A 16654-nucleotide genomic window follows, 5' to 3' on the forward strand; every position below is an offset into this window, starting at 1 on the left:
CTAGGACCGCGCCGTCGCCGGGGCGAGCTCGATCTGCTCCGCCGCGCGGACGGCGTGCACGTCCCCGGTGTACTCCGCCCGGGCCTCGGCCACCACGGCGTCGATCGAGGTCCACGGGGGGACGTGGGTGAGCAGCAGCCGCCCCACCCCGGCCTCGCGCGCGAGCACACCCGCCTGGGTGCCGGAGAGGTGCACACCGACGGGCCGGTCCGGGGCGTCGGTCCACGAGGCCTCGGCCAGCAGCACGTCCGCCCCCTGCGCGAGGGTCGTCATCGCCGCGCAGGGCCCGGTGTCCCCGGTGTAGACGAAGGTGGCACCGTCGGCGTCGGCGAACCGCATCGCGTAGGCCTCGCACGGGTGGTCCACCAGCGCCACCTCGACGGTGACCGGGCCGAAGGTCAGCGTCTCGCCGGGCACCCACGGCCGCAGGTCCAGCACGTCGGTCACGTCGTCGACCTCACCGCCACGCTCGGCGGAGGCGACCCCCAGCCGCAGCGCCGCGTCGGAGGGGGCGTGCACCCGGGTCAGGCCCGGGCGGGCGTGCGGGTGGTAGCGCCGCCAGACGAGCAGCCCGGCCACGTCGAGGCAGTGGTCGGCGTGCAGGTGGCTGAGCAGGACGGTGGCATCGGCCGGGTCCACGTAGCGCTGCAGCGCGCCCAGGGTGCCGCCGCCGAGGTCGAGGACCAGCGGGGGGGCGCCCGAGGCCGTGAGCAGGTAGCCCGAGGCCGGCGAGTCCGGGCCGGACACGCTCCCGGAGCACCCCAGCACGGTCAGCCGCATGGCCGCCATGCTGCCACGGAGCCCCGTCAGGTCGTGACCGAACCCACCGACGTCGAGCCCTCTGCCGTCGAGCCCACCGACGCCGACCCCACCGCCGTCGAGCCCACCGACGCCGACCCCACGGCCGTCAGCTCCGGGCCGAGGAAGCGCCGACCCAGCCGGGCGAACTGCTCCGGGTCCCCGGTGGCCAGGAAGGTGCGCCGCGGGGCCGAACCCCCGTGCTCGCGCAGCAGGTCGGCGGTCGTGAGGACCTTGAGCACGTCCTTGGCCGTCTCCTCCGCGCTGGAGACCAGGGTGACGCCGTCACCCATCACCAGCTGCACCACCCCCGACAGGAGCGGGTAGTGGGTGCAGCCGAGGACCAGGGTGTCCACGTCGGCCTCCTGCAACGGCTCCAGGTAGGCCTGGGCGAGGCCGAGGACCTGGCGCCCGCTGGTCACCCCGCGCTCGACGAAGTCCACGAACCGCGGGCAGGCGGCGGTGGTGAGCTGCACGGCGGAGGCGGCGAAGGCGTCGTCGTAGGCCCGCGAGGTGACGGTGCCCCGGGTGGCGATGACCCCCACCCGGCTGCTGCGCGTGGTCGCTACGGCTCGGCGCACCGCCGGCAGGATCACCTCGACCACCGGCACCGGGTAGCGCTCCCGGGCGTCGCGCAGGCACGCGGCGCTGGCGGTGTTGCACGCGATCACGAGCGCCTTGACCCCGCGCTCCACCAGGTCGTCGGCCACGGCGAGGGCGTGCGCACGGACCTCGGCGACGGGCAGCGGACCGTAGGGGCCGTTCGCGGTGTCCCCCACGTAGAGGACCGCCTCGTCGGGGAGCTGGTCGATGATCGCCCGCGCCACGGTGAGCCCACCGACCCCGGAGTCGAAGATCCCGATCGGCCGGTCCGCCGGGTTGGTGCTCACCGGGGGCGCGCCAGCACCGCGGCCGCGCCGATCCCGCCCAGCGCGCCGAACAGGTGGCCCTCCCAGCTGACACCGGGGTCACCGGGCAGCACGCCCCACAGCACCCCGCCGTAGACCACCAGCAGGACGAGGCCGAGCGCCACCTGGCCCAGGTTCCGGGCGAACACCCCGCGCACCAGCAGGAACGCGAGCCAGCCGAACACCAGCACCGACGCGCCCAGGTGCACACCGGGCGCTCCCACCAGCCACACCCCCGCACCCGCGGTCAGCCAGACCACGGCGGTGACGGCCAGCGCGCGAGGCACCCCGGAGAGCAGCAGCAGGAAGCCGAGCACGAGCAGCGGGACCGTGTTGCCCGCGAGGTGGCCGAACCCGCCGTGCAGCAGGGGTGCGAGCAGGATCCCGACCAGGCCGTCGGTGTCCCGGGGGGTGATCCCGTTGGCGAAGACCTCGGCGTCCAGGGCGGAGCCCGTGGTCTGGTCGACGACCTCCAGCACCCACAGCAGAGCCACGAACGCGACGGAGCCGAGCAGAGCGGTGCGCCAGACCGGCCGTGACGGCGTCGGCGTGGCGGTCACGGCTCGCCCCCCGACCCCTCCGGGGGGCCGGCGCGGTCCTGCCCGGTCCTCAGCACGGTCGTGATCGTAGTGCGGGCCGTCCTGGCTGCGGATCAGGCCAGCGCCGAGGGCAGCACGTCCCGGTAGGCCCGCACCCCCGTCACGGTGGTCGCGGCGAGCACCGCGTGCACGATGGCCCGCGCCACGCAGTCGGCCCCGGCCGCGGTGATGGCGTCCAGCCGGGGCACGTCCACCGCACCCTCGCCGGTGGCCAGGGCGAAGAAGGTGTCCCCGTCCAGCATGGAGTGGGCCGGGCGCACGGCCCGGGCCAGCCCGTCGTGCGCGGCCACGGCGAGGCGGCGGCACTGGGGCTTGGTCAGACCGGCATCGGTGGCCACCACCCCGATGGTCGTGTTGAGCCGCGCCGCGTCGTCGGCGAGGGCCGCGAACGCGTCCACCTCTGCGTGCACGGGTGCACGCAGCCCGTCGAGCTCGGGGTCCGCCGCCCACGGCAGCCCCGTCCGCGGGTCGACCACCGACCCGGCCGGGTTCACCGCCACCAGGGCCGCCACGGTCGTCCCGTCCGCGAGGACCGCGCTGGCCGTGCCGATCCCGCCCTGCAGCACCCCGGCACGCGCGCCGGTGCCCGCCCCCACGCAACCCTGGGCCACCTCGAGCCCGGCCGCCTCGCACGCCGCCCGCCCGAACGCCGCGTCCGGGACGTTGCCGAACACCGTGGAGGAGTGCAGGTCGAACAGCACGGCGGCCGGGACGATCGGCACCACGTGGTGCTCGGCCGGGCCCACCCGGAACCCGTGCCCGCGCTCGGCGAGCCAGCCCACCACCCCGTCTGCCGCAGCCAGCCCGTAGGCGCTGCCGCCGGTCAGCACCACGGCCTGCACCTGCTGCACGAGGTGGCTGGGGTCGAGCAGGTCGGTCTCCCGGGTGCCCGGCCCACCCCCGCGGACGTCCACCCCACCGGTCGCGCCGGCCGGCGCCAGCACGACGGTGGTGCCCGTGGCCCACCCGCCGCCGAGGCGCTGGTGGTGGCCCACGGTCAGCCCCGCCACGTCGGTGAGGGCGTCGCGCGGGCCGGGGTGGGTCACGGCAGCAGGACCTGCACCAGGGAGTCCTGCACCCAGGTCAGCCAGTGGTACACGCCGAGGTGGCCGGCGCGCGGGTCGTCCTCGGGCAGCTCGTCGGGGGTGTCGGCGTCGATGTCGAGCACCACACCCAGCGACAGCCGCACGTCGTTGATGGCCACGAGCCAGGCGTCGGCCTCCTCGGGAGTGAGGTTCACCCGTCCACCGTGCGCGGGGCAGGTGGCCAGGAGCACGGCCGCGGCCGCCCGCTTCGACTCGATGATCTCCGGCTCGTGCAGGCTGCGCAGCGCCGCCGCGGAGTCGTCCCCCGCCCCGGCCGGGTCCACCCCGTCCACCTCGCCGAGGTCGGTGCGGTGGAAGTCCGGCAGCAGCCGGGCCAGGGTCGCGTCCTCTGGTGGCGTGCTGTGCCCGGTGCGGACGCCGGTGATCTCGCTGAGCTCGTCCTGGGGTGCGGCGTCCGCGCGCTCACCGAGCATCTCGGTGATGGAACCGACCATGCCGCGCAGGACGGCCGCCTCCTGGGCCTCCAGCTCGGACCGGAACCGGGAGCCGGTCAGCGAGGCCTTGCGGATCCAGGGCTGCACGGTCCTCTTCTCGGTGGTCGGTACGGGGCGGTGCGCGGTCAGTCGCGCTGGACGGTGGCCCAGAGTCCGGCGCCCTGGAGCTTGGCGGCGTCGGCCTCCATGCTCTCGCGCGGGCCCGAGGTGACCGTCGAGCGGCCCTCGCTGTGCACCTGCATCATCTTCTCGGTGGCCTTCGCCTTGCTGAAGCCCAGCAGCTTCTGGAACACGTACGTCACGTAGTGCATGAGGTTCACCGGGTCGTCCCACACGACGGTGACCCACGGTCGGTCGGTGCCGACGGCCTCCTCCACCGAGGCGTCGGAGGCGGTCCCGGGCTCGACCTCCAGCGGTGCAGCCATGCTGGACACCCTACGACCAGGGGCCCGCCTCGTAGAGTCCGTGATCGTGACGACGCGCACGAGCACCGCCCTGCTCACCGACTCCTACGAGCTGACGATGCTCTCCGCCGCCCTGCGCAACGGCACGGCGCACCGGGCGTGCACCTTCGAGGTGTTCGCCCGCTCGCTGCCGCACGGGCGTCGCTACGGGGTGGTCGCGGGCACCGGACGCCTGCTGGACCTGCTGCGCGAGTTCACCTTCGGCGAGGCCGAGCTCGCCTCGGTGGAGCACGGCCTGGACGAGGCGACGCTGGAGTGGCTGCGCGGCTATCGCTTCACGGGAGCCGTCGAGGGCTACCGCGAGGGAGAGCTGTACTTCCCGGGCTCCCCCGTGCTGACCGTCACCGGCACCTTCGCCGAGTGCGTGCTGCTGGAGACCCTCGCGCTGTCGGTCCTCAACCACGACAGCGCCGTCGCCTCCGCCGCCGCACGGATGGTCCAGGCCGCCGGGGGCCGCCGGACCATCGAGATGGGCTCGCGGCGCACCCACGAGGAGGCTGCGGTGGCCTCGGCCCGGGCCGCGTACCTCGCCGGCTTCGACGCCACGTCCAACCTGGAGGCGGGCCGGCGCCACGGCGTGCCCACCTCCGGGACCAGCGCGCACTCGTTCACGCTGCTGCACACCGACGCCGACGGGCCCGACGAGGCCGCCGCGTTCCGCGCCCAGGTCGACGCTCTCGGGGTGGGCACCACGCTGCTGGTGGACACCTACGACATCGCCCGGGGCATCGCCACCGCCATCGAGGTGGCCGGTACCGGCCTGGGGGCCGTGCGCATCGACTCCGGCGACCTGGGCGTGATGGCGGTGCAGGCCCGCGCGCAGCTCGACGGACTGGGCGCGACGAACACCCGGGTGGTGCTCTCCGGCGACCTCGACGAGCACTCCATCGCGGCGCTGCGGGCGGAACCGGTCGACGTCTACGGGGTGGGGACGTCGCTGGTCACGGGATCCGGGGCACCCACCGCGGGCATGGTCTACAAGCTCGTGGAGGTCGACGGCGTCCCCGTGGCCAAGCGCAGCAGCCACAAGAACTCCCGCGGAGGGCACAAGCACGCCGTCCGACGGGCCCGCGAGACCGGCACGGTGGTCGAGGAGCTCGTGCACCGCGCCGGTCGTCCGCCCGAGCTGGGCGCGCACGACCGCGAGCTGGTGGTCCCGATGGTCCGCGACGGGGAGCTGCTCCACGGCCTGCCCACCCTCGAGGACTCCCGCGCACACCTGGCCGCCGCCCTGGTCAGCCTGCCCTGGGAGGGCCTGAAGCTCTCCCGCGGCGAGGCCGCCATCCCCACCACGTTCCTCGACTGACCCCACCCGCCCGACCGAGAGGCACCCGCCGTGACCACCGCGCTCGTCGTCGTCGACGTCCAGAACGACTTCTGCGAGGGCGGCTCCCTGGCGGTGGCCGGCGGCGCGGCGGTGGCGGCCGCGATCTCCCGGCACATCGCCGAGATGCGGGGGGCGGGCAGCGCGTACGCCCACGTCGTGGCCACCCGCGACCACCACGTCGAGCCCGGCGCGCACTTCAGCAGCACCCCGGACTTCGTGGACTCCTGGCCGCCGCACTGCCGGGTGAGCACGGCCGGGGCCTCCTTCCACCCCGACCTCGACGTGGCCGCGGTGGCGGCGGTGTTCTCCAAGGGCGCGCACGCCGCGGCCTACTCCGGGTTCGAGGGCACCGACCCCGACGGTCTGCGCCTGGCCGAGTGGCTGCGCGACCGGGAGGTGGACAGCGTGGAGATCGTCGGCATCGCCACCGACCACTGCGTCCGGGCCACCGCCCTGGACGCCGTCGCCGAGGGCTTCGACACCACGGTGCTGCTCGACCTCACCGCCGGGGTGGCCCCGGGGACGGTGGACCGCGCGCTGGCCGAGATGGCCGCGGCCGGCGTGGTGCTGCGCGGGGTCCCGCTCGGCTGAGCTGCGGTCACCGGCCGTCCCCGCCCGCCCCGGCCCGGCGACGGCGAACGGTCGGCCCGCGGCGGTAGCGTCACCCGACGTGCCCGACCTGCCTCCCGTCCCCGAGCTGCTCGCCTCCGCGGTGACCGCGCTGGGCGGCACCGAGCGCACCGGGCAGGTCACCATGGCCTCGGCCGTCGCCCACGCCCTGGACACCGGGGAGCACCTGGCGGTGCAGGCCGGCACGGGCACCGGCAAGTCGCTCGCCTACCTGGTCCCGGCCATCCGGCACGCCGTGGAGTCCGGGAGGACCGTCGTGGTCTCCACCGCCACCATCGCCCTGCAGCGCCAGCTCGTGGACCGCGACCTCCCCCGGCTCAGCAAGGCCCTGGCCCCGTCGCTGCCGCGCACCCCGGAGTTCGCGATCCTCAAGGGTCGCCGCAACTACCTGTGCCTGCACCGCCTCGCCTCCGGTGCACCGGAGGAGCCCGAGGACGCCGCCCTGTTCGACCCGTTCGCCGTGTCCAAGCTCGGCCGGGAGGTCCAGCGGCTGACCGCCTGGGCGGAGAAGACCACCACCGGCGACCGCGACGAGATAGTCCCCGGGGTCACCGAGCAGGCCTGGCGCCAGGTCAGCGTCTCCGCCCGCGAGTGCCTCGGCGTCTCCCGCTGCCCGGTGGGCCAGGACTGCTTCGCGGAGAAGGCCCGCGCCTCGGCGGCCAAGGTCGACGTGGTGGTGACCAACCACGCTCTGCTGGCCATCGATGCCATCACGGGCGTGCCGGTGCTGCCGGAGCACGACGTGGTCGTCATCGACGAGGCGCACGAGCTGGTGGACCGGGTGACGGGCGTCGCCACGGCCGAGCTGTTCGGCGGGGCCGTCGCCGCCGCCGCCCGGCGCAGCGCCAAGCTCGCCGACGACCGGGACGTCGACCACCTCACCGAGGCCGGCGACCTGCTCACCCTGGCCCTGACCGAGACGACGCCCGGTCGCTGGGAGGCCCTGCCCGAGGGCATGGCGGGCCCGTTGACCACCGTGCGGGACGCGGCGTGGTCGCTGCGCACGGCGATCGGCCCGGCCAGGCCCGGGCAGAACGCCTCCGACCCCGAGGGTGCGGCCGCCCGGACCGCGGCCCTGGCCCTGGTCGAGGAGGTCCACGACACCGCCGTCCGCGTCCTCACCGCCTTCGACGAGCCGGACCCGGCCCAGCGCCGTGACGTGGTGTGGCTGGCCGACGAGGAGCGCCGGGGACGGGTGGTGCGGGTGGCGCCGCTCAGCGTGGGCGGGCTGCTGCGCGCGAGCCTGTTCGCCGAGGCGACCGTGGTGTTGACCTCGGCGACCCTGGCCCTGGGCGGCAGCTTCGACGGCCTGGCCCGGCAGTGGGGGCTGCCCGCGGAGAACAGCGCCCCGGTGAGCGCGGCGACGGCCTCCGGCAAGGAGGTGGTGCCCGCCGCGCGGTGGAGCAGCCTCGACGTCGGCTCGCCGTTCAACCACTCCGGCGCCGGGATCCTCTACGTGGCCAAGCACCTGCCCGCGCCGGGCCGCGACGGGCTCGTGGAGTCCTACCTGGCCGAGATCGAGGGACTCGTGGGCGCCGCGGGCGGCCGTACCCTGGGACTGTTCAGCTCCATGCGGGCCGCCAAGACCGCCGCCGAGGCCATGCGCGAGCGGCTGGACACCCCGGTGCTGTGCCAGGGCGACGACTCCACCGGCCAGCTGATCACGCGCTTCGCCGCCGACGAGGCGACCTCGCTGTTCGGCACCCTCTCGCTGTGGCAGGGGGTGGACGTGCCGGGGCGCTCGCTGTCGCTGGTGATCCTCGACCGCATCCCGTTCCCGCGGCCCGACGACCCCCTGCTCGTGGCACGGCAGCGCGCGGTGGAGAGCGCCGGGGGCAACGGGTTCCTGTCCGTGGCGGCGAACCACGCCGCGCTGCTGCTCGCCCAGGGGGTGGGTCGGCTGCTGCGCAGCGTCGACGACCGGGGCGTGGTGGCCGTGCTCGACCCGCGCCTGGTCACCGCGCGCTACGGCGGCTACCTGCGAGCGTCGCTGCCGCCGTTCTGGCCGACGACCGATCCAGCCGTGGTCCGCGCAGCACTCGCCCGGCTCACGGCCTAGCCCTGCCGCCAGCGCGTCACCACGGTCACGGACCCGGCCGGCACCTCCGTGTACCCCGCGTCCCGCACGGCCACCGAGCCCGGCCGGCCCAGCTCCCGCGCGAAGCGCTCCGGCGTCGCGTCCCGCACCGCGCACGCCCACCCCGTCGCCCGCCACGCCGCCAGCTCCGTCGCCCCGAGCGAGGCCGCGAGCAGCATCGTCGCGTGGCCCACCTGGGCGGCCGCCTTCCCCACGGTCATCTCCAGCCCGGCGTCCAGCCACAGCACGGGCGTCCCGTCCGGCACCCCGCCCGGCTCGTCGGGCTCCAGCTCGGTGCCGCTGATCTGCAGCCGCCGGACCTGCGGCGGCGTCTCACCCACGGCCACCGGGACCAGCGCCCTCGCCTGCGCTCCCCCCACGTCCACGGTCACCCCGTCCAGCACGCCGACCGCCGCCCAGTGCGCACCGCGGGCCCGGCGGCTCACCTTGCGGATGCGTCCGGAGCACCACTCCAGCACGGGCTCGCGCCACGGACCGGGCTCGCCGTCCTCGGCCGTCCCGGACCGCGGGTCCAGGCACACGGCGAGCGCGGCACTCGCCGCGGCCGCGAGCAGCGCGGTCCGGGCTGGCGGGTCCGCCCGCTCGATGCGCAGCACCAGCGGCATGGCCAGCACCCGGGCCGGGTCCTCGGGATCGGGCCGCGTGCGCGGGTCGGCGATCGCGGCCAGCACGGGGCCGGTCACGGGATCGGGACCCGGCTCACCAGACCGTCGCGGGCGTCCGCGGCCTCCACCTCGTCCCTGGTCACGCCCAGCACGAACAGCACCGCGTCCAGGTAGGGGTGGGAGATCGCGGCGTCGGCCACCTCGCGCAGCGCCGGCTTGGCGTTGAAGGCGATGCCGAGGCCGGCGGCGGCGAGCATGTCGATGTCGTTGGCGCCGTCGCCCACGGCCACCGTCTGGTCCATCGGCACGCCCGCCTGGGTGGCGAAGCGGCGCAGGGCCACCGCCTTGGCGGGACGGTCCACCACGTCTCCCACCACGCGTCCGGTCAGCACCCCGCCCACGATCTCCAGGGTGTTCGCGGCCACGAAGTCGAGCTCCAGCTCGCGCGCGAGGCCCTCGATGACCTGGGTGAACCCGCCGGAGACCACCCCGCAGCGGAAGCCGAGGCGCCGCAGGGTCCGGATGGTCGTGCGTGCACCCGGGGTGAGCTCCAGGCTGTCGGCCACGTCGTCGACGACGGAGGCGGGCAGCCCCGCGAGCACGGCCACCCGGCGGTGCAGCGACTCCGCGAAGTCGAGCTCGCCACGCATGGCCGCGGCCGTGACCTCGGCGACGGCCGCCTCCTGCCCGGCGCGGGCAGCCAGCATCTCGATCACCTCGCCCTGCACCAGGGTGGAGTCGACGTCGAAGACGATGAGCCGCTTGGACCGCCGGGCCAGACCGGCCCGCTCCACCGCCACGTCCACGCCCTCCGCGGCAGCCACGGCAGCCAGCGCGGCCCGCAGCGCAGAGTCGTCCTCGCGCGCGTCGTCGGCGGCGGTCACGGCCAGCTCGAGACCGGTCACCGGGTAGTCGGCCACCCCGCGGATGGAGTCGATGTTGGCCCCGCGCGCGGCGAGCTCGCGGGCCAGTGCGCTCAGCGCCCTGGCGGTGACGGGCCGCCCCAGCACCACCACGGCGTGGGTGGAGGAGGCGCGCGGCCCGGTGCTCGGAGCGATCTCGACGTCCACGTGGACGTCGACGGTGCTCATGGCCTGCTCGACGGCCTCCTGCAGCTCCTCGGCGTCACCGGGGCAGAGCACCAGGACACCCAGCGTCAGCCGGCCCCGGATCACCACCTGCTCCACGTCGAGCACGTCCACGGAGTGCTGGGTCAGCGCGGCGAACAGCACCGACGTGACACCGGGACCGTCCGGACCGGTCACGGTGACGAGCACGGACGTGGGCAGGGGCACGCTCACGGGTGGGAGACCTCCAGCTCGGGGGCGGGCAGCCCGGGTCGGCGTGGCGCCGCGGGCCCCGGCCGCTGGTGCGGACGGGGCCCGGGGGCGCTGCGGTGGAACCGACCTCTACCGGGAGCGGGCGTCGCTGCCGTTGACCTCGTCGGGCTCGAGTGCGTTGGTGAGCTTCTCCGACACCGCGCCGGAGTGCTGCGCACTTCCGGTGTGGGCCTCCAGGCGCATCCGCTCGGCCATGTGCGGGTAGTGCAGCTCGAACGCGGGGCGCTCGGAGCGGATGCGGGGCAGCTCGACGAAGTTGTGCCGTGGCGGTGGGCAGGAGGTGGCCCACTCGAGGGAGTTGCCGTAGCCCCACGGGTCGTCGACGGTCACGATCTCGCCGTAGCGGTAGCTCTTGAACACGTTCCACAGGAAGGGCAGCGTGGACGCCCCGAGGATGAACGCGCCGATCGTGGAGATGGTGTTCAGGGTGGTGAACCCGTCGGTGGGCAGGTAGTCGGCGTAGCGGCGTGGCATGCCCTCGGCACCGAGCCAGTGCTGGACCAGGAAGGTGGTGTGGAAGCCGATGAACGTGGTCCAGAAGTGGTACTTGCCCAGGGTCTCGTCCATCATCCGGCCGGTCATCTTGGGGAACCAGAAGTAGATGCCGGAGTAGGTCGCGAACACGATGGTGCCGAACAGCACGTAGTGGAAGTGCGCCACCACGAAGTACGTGTCGGAGACGTTGAAGTCGATGGGCGGGCTGGCCAGCAGCACACCGGTGAGCCCACCGAACAGGAACGTGATCAGGAAGCCGACCGCGAACAGCATCGGCGTCTCGAAGGTGATCTGGCCCTTCCACATGGTGCCGATCCAGTTGAAGAACTTCACCCCGGTCGGCACGGCGATGAGGAAGGTCATGAAGGAGAAGAACGGCAGCAGCACCGCGCCGGTGGCGTACATGTGGTGCGCCCACACGGCGATGGACAGCGCCGCGATGGAGAGGGTGGCGTAGACCAGGCCCTTGTAGCCGAACAGCGGCTTGCGGCTGAACACCGGGAAGACCTCGCTGACGATGCCGAAGAACGGCAGGGCCACGATGTACACCTCGGGGTGGCCGAAGAACCAGAACATGTGCTGCCACAGGATCACCCCGCCGTTGGCCGGGTCGAAGACGTGGGCGCCCAGGTGGCGGTCGGCCGCCAGCCCGAACAGCGCTGCGGTGAGGATCGGGAACGCGAGCAGGATGAGGATCGAGGTCACCAGGATGTTCCAGGTGAAGATCGGCATCCGGAACATCGTCATGCCGGGGGCCCGCAGGCAGACCACCGTGGTGATCATGTTCACCGCACCGAGGATGGTGCCGAGGCCGGCGACGATGAGTCCGGTGATCCACAGGTCCGCGCCGGCGCCCGGGGAGTGCACGGCGTCCGAGAGCGGGGTGTAGGCGAACCAGCCGAAGTCCGCGGCACCACCGGGGGTGATGAACCCGGCGACGACGATGATGGCGCCGAACAGGTACAGCCAGTAGGAGAACGCGTTCAGCCGGGGGAACGCCACGTCCGGCGCCCCGATCTGCAGCGGCAGGATGTAGTTGGCGAAGCCGAAGACGATGGGCGTCGCGTAGAGCAGCAGCATGATCGTGCCGTGCATGGTGAACAGCTGGTTGTACTGCTCGTTGCTCAGGAACTGCAGCCCCGGCACGGCCAGCTCGGTGCGCATGAGCAGCGCCATGAGCCCACCGATGATGAAGAACGCGAAGGACGTCACCAGGTACATCAGCCCGATGGTCTTCGGGTCCGTCGTGTGGACCATCTTGAGGATGAAAGAGCCCTTCTTCGCCTCTCGGACCGGGTACGGCCGAGTGGCGACGGGCTGGGGCGCTAGGGCCGTCACAGATCCTCCAACGTTGCTCGAGACGCCGTTCACCGGCGAGGAGGATGGTAGCCCGGGCACGTCCACTACGCGCTGTCGGACCCCCACTCGTGACCTCGCGGCCCGCGTGGGCTCACCCGCCCCTCACGCCCGACGCCCCGCCCGCGTGGCGGACGGGACCCCCGGACGCACGAAGGGCCCGGATCCACGAGGATCCAGGCCGTTCGCACGCGCTTCCCGGTGGAGCTGAGGGGACTCGAACCCCTGACCCCCACACTGCCAGTGTGGTGCGCTACCAGCTGCGCCACAGCCCCGGGTGTGCTGCGCAGAGGAAGTTACACCAGCGGCGCAGTCACGTCCCAATCGCCTGGTCGGAGCGGGGCGCTGCTCAGGTCAGGCTGGTCAACCAGCCGCGGTCGTTGATGTTGACCTGGGTGCCCCCGTTGAGCACGGTCGGCGTCCCCACCTGTCCGACAGCGGCCTGGAGCGCGTCCTGGCCGGTCTTCGAGGCGGCCTGCGCGGTGGCGGTCCGGTCGCCGGCGGCGATGCACGCCTGCGCGCTCTGCGACGCACCTGCGGTGCCGGCGAGGGTGGCGAGCTGGTCGTTGCTCAGGTCGTCGCCCGCCCCCTCCTTCGGTTGGTTCTCCGTCGCGAACAACGCCGTGTGGAAGGCCGGGAAGGCCGATCCGGTGCCGTCGGAGGCCACGCAGATCGCGGCGCCGGCCGCGCGGCTGGAGTAGTCCTTGCTGGCCGACCTCGAGTTGAGGAAGTCCAGCATGTGGTAGCTGACCGCCACCTTTCCCTCGTCGAGGGCCTGGGCCACCTGCTGGCCGTAGAGCCCCTCGAACTGGCTGCAGATGGGGCAGAGGAAGTCCTCGTAGACGTCGAGGGTCACCGGTGCGTCGGTCGCGCCCACGCGGACCACGCCGTTGCTCACCGACACCGCAGCACTCTGGGCCGAGCCGTAGCCGTCGTTGACGGGGGCGGTGCGGGAGCGCTGGTAGAGCACACCGCCGATGACGACGGCGAGGACCAGCACCACCGCACCGCCGGCGACGAGGGTGCCGCGCCTCGACTGGGTCGGCCGGGCCGCCGTCACCACTCCGCGACCGGAGCCACCACCCCGACCGACCCCGCCGCTCGGCCTGCCGTCGCCCCGGCCCTTGCTGTCCTTGCCGCTCACGCGCGCCGTCCTCCACCTGTGTCGTCGACGGGCCCGCCCCCGGGCGGGAGCCCCGTGCTCGTCCGCGAACCCGGTCCGGTCGCCAGCGGCGTCCGCGGCCTGGCCACCAACCAGAGTGCCACCACGACGAAGGCGACGTCGCGGGCGATCTCGGCGAGGTAGTCCAGCGGTCCGACGTCGGCCGCACCGCCACCACCGAAGCAGCCGCAGTCGATGCTGAGCCCGCGGGCCCAGGAGGAGCCCACCCCGGCGAGGAAGACCCCCAGCAGCACCACCGACGCGACGGCCACCGGTCGCACCCCCACCCCGAGCAGCAGCAGCAGCCCGAGCCCGATCTCCAGGAACGGCAGGGTGGTCGCCACCGGGCTCACCACCGGCTCCGGCAGCAGCTGGTAGGCCCGCACCGCGACCTCGGTCTGCAGCGGGTCGACCGCCTTGATGGCGCCGGACACGAGCCACACCGCGGCGAGCCCGAGCCTGCACAGGGTGCTCAGCCACACCGGCCACCCGACTCCCTGCACGCGCACAGGCTAGAGCTCCTCCCTGAGCGACTCCTGGGCGAGCACGGCGTCGAGGTCGGAGAGGCGGTTCATCGAGGCCACGGCGCGGGCCGTCCGGTGGTTGGCGGCCAGGCGCTCGCGGTGGCGGTGGGTGAAGGCCCAGTACCCGGCGGTGAACGGGCAGGCCTTCTCCCCCACCCGGACCTTGGGGTCGTACGCGCACCCGCCGCAGTGGTCGGTCATCTTGTTGAGGTACGCCCCGCCCGCGGCGTAGGGCTTGGTGGCGATGAGGCCGCCGTCGGCGTGCTGGCTCATCCCGATGACGTTCACCGGCATCACCCAGGCGAAGCCGTCGACGAACGCGGTGGCGAACCAGTCGGTGAGCGCGCGGGGGTCGTAGCCGCGCTGCAGGGCGTGGTTGCCCAGCACCATCAGCCTCGGGATGTGGTGCACCCAGCCGCGGTCGCGGACCCCGTTCACCGCGTCGGCCAGGCAGGCTGCGGTCACCGCGTCCCCGTCGAGCTCGGTCAACCAGTCCGGCAGCGGCACGTGGGCGTCCAGGGCGTTGCGGTCGAGGTAGTCCTCGCCCAGGTGCCAGTAGAGGTGCCACACGTACTCCCGCCAGCCCAGCACCTGGCGGACGAAGCCCTCCACGCTGGCCAGGGGGGCGTCACCCCGCGTGTGGGCGGCCTCGGCGGCGTGCACCACCTCGAGCGGGTGCAGCAGGCCCAGGTTCATCGGGACGCTGAGCAACGAGTGGGCCATGGGCCAGTCGCCGGCCATCACGGCGTCCTCGTGGGGCCCGAAGTCCGCGAGCCGGGTGTCGACGAACTGCTCGAGGGCCTGCTCCGCCTCGCTCCGGGTGACGGGGAACAGCCGAGGCCCGTCCACCCCCACCGTGTCCAGCTCCATGGCGTCGAGGTCGGCGCGCACCTGCTCGTCGACCGCGTCCTCGGTGGGCCACCAGGGCGGCTCCACGCCCAGGGTGGTGCGCCCCTTGGGCGGGCGCTCCCGGTTCTCGGCGTCGAGGTTCCACGTACCGCCGACGGGTTCCCCGGCGTCCATCAGCACGTCGAACCGGCGGCGCTGCTCGCGGTAGAACGCCTCCATGCGGAAGCTCTCCCGACCGGCCGCCCACTCCGCGAACTCGGCCCGGCCCAGGGCGAAGGTGGGGGTGGGCAGCACGGCCGCCACCAGTCCCTCGGCGGCGAGCCGGTGCACGAGCGCCTCGGCCGCACGGGAGGTGGGCTCGTGCACCACCACTGGCCGACCCAGCTGCTCGAGGGCCTCGCGGTAGGTGTCGGTGCGCAGGTGGACGGCCCGGTCACCGAGCTCCTCGGCCAGGTGCCGCAGCCCCGAGAGCACCAGGTGCAGCTTCTGGCGGTGGTAGCGGCGTCGGCGCAGCGCGGAGGTGGCCTCGACGAGCAGCACCTGCCGGTGGGCGTGCTCGGGGGCCGAGTGCACGTGCGGGCCGAGCTGGTCGGCGAAGACCCAGAGGGGGGCGTCATCAACGGTCACGCCGGAAGTCTGGGGCGCGGCGGCGCTCAGCGCCCGGTGATCGGCTCCACCAACGGGGCTGCGGGCACCCCGGGACGCTCCAGGGACTCCGGGGCTCGGGACCAGATCGCGGCGGCCACCAGCACGATGACCCCGGTGAGGCCGAAGGCGGCGGAGTAGGAGACCCGGTCGGCGATGAACCCGGCCACCAGCGGACCCGTGATGCCCCCGACGTCGGAGGCCATCTGGAACCCGACCAGCACCGGACCGCCGCGACCACGGGACCCGATGACGTCGGCCACCGAGGCCTGCTGGGCGGGGTTGAGCATCCCCGCACCCAGCCCGGCCACCACGCAGGCCAGCAGGAACAGCGGTGTGGAGGTGGTGAACCCCAGCCAGGCCGTGCCCGCCCCGAGCAGCACCAGTCCCGCCACGGCCAGGGGCTTGCGCCCGCGGGCGTCGGCCACCCGACCGGAGAACAGCAGCGCGCCCGCGTTGGCGGCGGCGAACACCGACAGCGCCACCCCGGCGAGGGCGGGCTCGGACCCGAGCACGTCCACGACGAACAACGGCACCAGGGCCACCCGCACGCCGAACACGGCCCAGCCGTTGGCGAAGCTCGAGGCCAGCGCGGCACGGTAGGTGCGGTGCTCCCAGGCGTCGCGCAGCCGCAGCGTCGGCCGGTCGTCCGGTCCCTCGGGCGCGGCGAGCGTGGAGTGCCGCAGCTGGGTGTGCACCACGGCCACGGCCACCAGCAGGGCGGCGGCGTAGATGAGGAACGGCACCCGCAGGCCGAAGCCGACGAGGAGCCCGCCCACGATGGGCCCTGCGATGTTGCCGAGCAGGAAGCTCGACGCGTACAGCCCGGTGACCCGGCCGCGGATCCCGGGCGGGGCCATCCGGACGAGCAGGGCCAGCGCGGAGATGGTGAACATGGTGGAGCCGACGCCGCCGAGCCCGCGGAACACCAGCAGCTGCCAGTAGGACTGGGCGAAGGCGCAGGCGCCGGTGGACACCGCGACGACGACGAGGCCGACGAGGTACACCGGCCGCTCCCCCAGCCGCTGGACCAGCGAGCCGGCCGTGGGGGTGAACAGCAGGCGCATGAGCGCGAACGCGCTGATCACCGCGGAGGAGGCCGTGACCCCGACGTCGAAGCTGGTGGCGAACGCGGGCAGGGCGGGGGCGACGATCCCGAACCCGATGGCGATGACGAAGCTGGCCGCCACGAGCACCCAGATCTCGCGCGGCAGGGGCACCTTCGCGGTGCGGACGCGCGCCGTGCCTCGCCCGAACACCGTGCTCCCCACGTCGCCGACCAGGACCAGCGGAACTGTACGCCCGTACCGGTCT

General features: G+C 74.0%; 16 protein-coding genes and 1 tRNA gene. 3 read left to right on the forward strand and 14 right to left on the reverse strand.

Annotated features, from left to right (window positions below; all coding sequences use genetic code 11):
• From RHODO2019_RS11775 to clpS, 6 genes are all read right to left on the reverse strand, one after another.
• Nucleotides 1-780, reverse strand: coding sequence for an MBL fold metallo-hydrolase (locus RHODO2019_RS11775; RefSeq protein WP_265381978.1), 780 nt, complete (start codon nt 778-780; stop codon nt 1-3).
• Between the two features lie 26 nt (nt 781-806).
• A complete protein-coding gene (murI, locus tag RHODO2019_RS11780) occupies nt 807-1688 on the reverse strand; it encodes a glutamate racemase (protein ID WP_265381979.1) in 882 nt (293 codons plus the stop codon).
• The gene (locus RHODO2019_RS11785) at nt 1685-2266 is read right to left on the reverse strand and encodes a rhomboid family intramembrane serine protease (protein ID WP_265381980.1); all 582 of its coding nucleotides are present in this window, start codon (nt 2264-2266) and stop codon (nt 1685-1687) included. Before RHODO2019_RS11785 ends, murI begins: the two co-directional genes overlap by 4 nt.
• 92 nt (nt 2267-2358) lie before the next feature.
• Nucleotides 2359-3351, reverse strand: a complete 993-nt coding sequence (locus RHODO2019_RS11790; RefSeq protein ID WP_265381981.1) for a P1 family peptidase — start codon at nt 3349-3351, stop codon at nt 2359-2361.
• Nucleotides 3348-3932 (reverse strand): oxidative stress transcriptional regulator AosR, encoded by a 585-nt coding sequence (gene aosR, locus RHODO2019_RS11795; protein WP_265381982.1) that lies wholly within the window; start codon nt 3930-3932, stop codon nt 3348-3350. Before aosR ends, RHODO2019_RS11790 begins: the two co-directional genes overlap by 4 nt.
• Nucleotides 3933-3970: 38 nt before the next feature.
• Entirely contained in the window at nt 3971-4270 is a 300-nt protein-coding gene (gene clpS, locus RHODO2019_RS11800) for an ATP-dependent Clp protease adapter ClpS (protein WP_265381983.1), read from the reverse strand.
• Here clpS and RHODO2019_RS11805 point away from each other — a divergent pair.
• From RHODO2019_RS11805 to RHODO2019_RS11815, 3 genes are all read left to right on the forward strand, one after another.
• Nucleotides 4269-5615 (forward strand): nicotinate phosphoribosyltransferase, encoded by a 1347-nt coding sequence (locus RHODO2019_RS11805; RefSeq protein ID WP_265381984.1) that lies wholly within the window; start codon nt 4269-4271, stop codon nt 5613-5615. The two genes, clpS and RHODO2019_RS11805, sit on opposite strands and share 2 nt — an antisense overlap.
• Nucleotides 5616-5645: 30 nt before the next feature.
• Nucleotides 5646-6227, forward strand: coding sequence for an isochorismatase family protein (locus RHODO2019_RS11810; RefSeq protein ID WP_265381985.1), 582 nt, complete (start codon nt 5646-5648; stop codon nt 6225-6227).
• A 79-nt stretch (nt 6228-6306) separates the two neighbouring features.
• Nucleotides 6307-8325, forward strand: coding sequence for an ATP-dependent DNA helicase (locus RHODO2019_RS11815; protein ID WP_265381986.1), 2019 nt, complete (start codon nt 6307-6309; stop codon nt 8323-8325).
• Here the strand turns inward: RHODO2019_RS11815 and RHODO2019_RS11820 are convergent.
• From RHODO2019_RS11820 to RHODO2019_RS11855, 8 genes are all read right to left on the reverse strand, one after another.
• The gene (locus tag RHODO2019_RS11820) at nt 8322-8969 is read right to left on the reverse strand and encodes a peptidyl-tRNA hydrolase (protein WP_265384742.1); all 648 of its coding nucleotides are present in this window, start codon (nt 8967-8969) and stop codon (nt 8322-8324) included. The two genes, RHODO2019_RS11815 and RHODO2019_RS11820, sit on opposite strands and share 4 nt — an antisense overlap.
• Nucleotides 8970-9043: 74 nt before the next feature.
• Nucleotides 9044-10264, reverse strand: coding sequence for a phosphoserine phosphatase SerB (gene serB / locus RHODO2019_RS11825; protein WP_265384743.1), 1221 nt, complete (start codon nt 10262-10264; stop codon nt 9044-9046).
• Between the two features lie 114 nt (nt 10265-10378).
• Nucleotides 10379-12142, reverse strand: a complete 1764-nt coding sequence (gene ctaD / locus RHODO2019_RS11830; RefSeq protein WP_265381987.1) for an aa3-type cytochrome oxidase subunit I — start codon at nt 12140-12142, stop codon at nt 10379-10381.
• 220 nt (nt 12143-12362) lie between these two features.
• A tRNA-Ala gene (locus RHODO2019_RS11835) sits at nt 12363-12435 on the reverse strand.
• A gap of 74 nt (nt 12436-12509) precedes the next feature.
• The gene (locus RHODO2019_RS11840) at nt 12510-13304 is read right to left on the reverse strand and encodes a DsbA family protein (protein ID WP_265381988.1); all 795 of its coding nucleotides are present in this window, start codon (nt 13302-13304) and stop codon (nt 12510-12512) included.
• Nucleotides 13301-13825, reverse strand: coding sequence for a MauE/DoxX family redox-associated membrane protein (locus RHODO2019_RS11845; protein ID WP_265381989.1), 525 nt, complete (start codon nt 13823-13825; stop codon nt 13301-13303). The genes RHODO2019_RS11840 and RHODO2019_RS11845 overlap by 4 nt, the downstream gene beginning before the upstream one ends.
• A 9-nt stretch (nt 13826-13834) precedes the next feature.
• Nucleotides 13835-15322 carry a cryptochrome/photolyase family protein gene (locus RHODO2019_RS11850; protein ID WP_265381990.1) on the reverse strand — a complete coding sequence of 496 codons (1488 nt, stop codon included), beginning with the start codon at nt 15320-15322 and terminating at the stop codon, nt 13835-13837.
• 26 nt (nt 15323-15348) lie between these two features.
• Nucleotides 15349-16611, reverse strand: coding sequence for an MFS transporter (locus tag RHODO2019_RS11855; RefSeq protein WP_265381991.1), 1263 nt, complete (start codon nt 16609-16611; stop codon nt 15349-15351).
• Nucleotides 16612-16654: the final 43 nt, after the last annotated feature.

The sequence above is a fragment of the Rhodococcus antarcticus genome, from assembly GCF_026153295.1.
GTDB lineage: Bacteria > Actinomycetota > Actinomycetes > Mycobacteriales > Mycobacteriaceae > Rhodococcus_D > Rhodococcus_D antarcticus.

What these genes read in the sequence shown, in the direction of transcription:
- RHODO2019_RS11805 (WP_265381984.1), top strand. Translation starts at nt 4,269, where the DNA reads ATGCTGGACACCCTACGACCAGGGGCCCGCCTCGTAGAGTCCGTGATC.
- RHODO2019_RS11775 (WP_265381978.1), bottom strand. Translation starts at nt 780, where the DNA reads ATGCGGCTGACCGTGCTGGGGTGCTCCGGGAGCGTGTCCGGCCCGGAC.
- clpS (WP_265381983.1), bottom strand. Translation starts at nt 4,270, where the DNA reads ATGGCTGCACCGCTGGAGGTCGAGCCCGGGACCGCCTCCGACGCCTCG.
- RHODO2019_RS11820 (WP_265384742.1), bottom strand. Translation starts at nt 8,969, where the DNA reads ATGCCGCTGGTGCTGCGCATCGAGCGGGCGGACCCGCCAGCCCGGACC.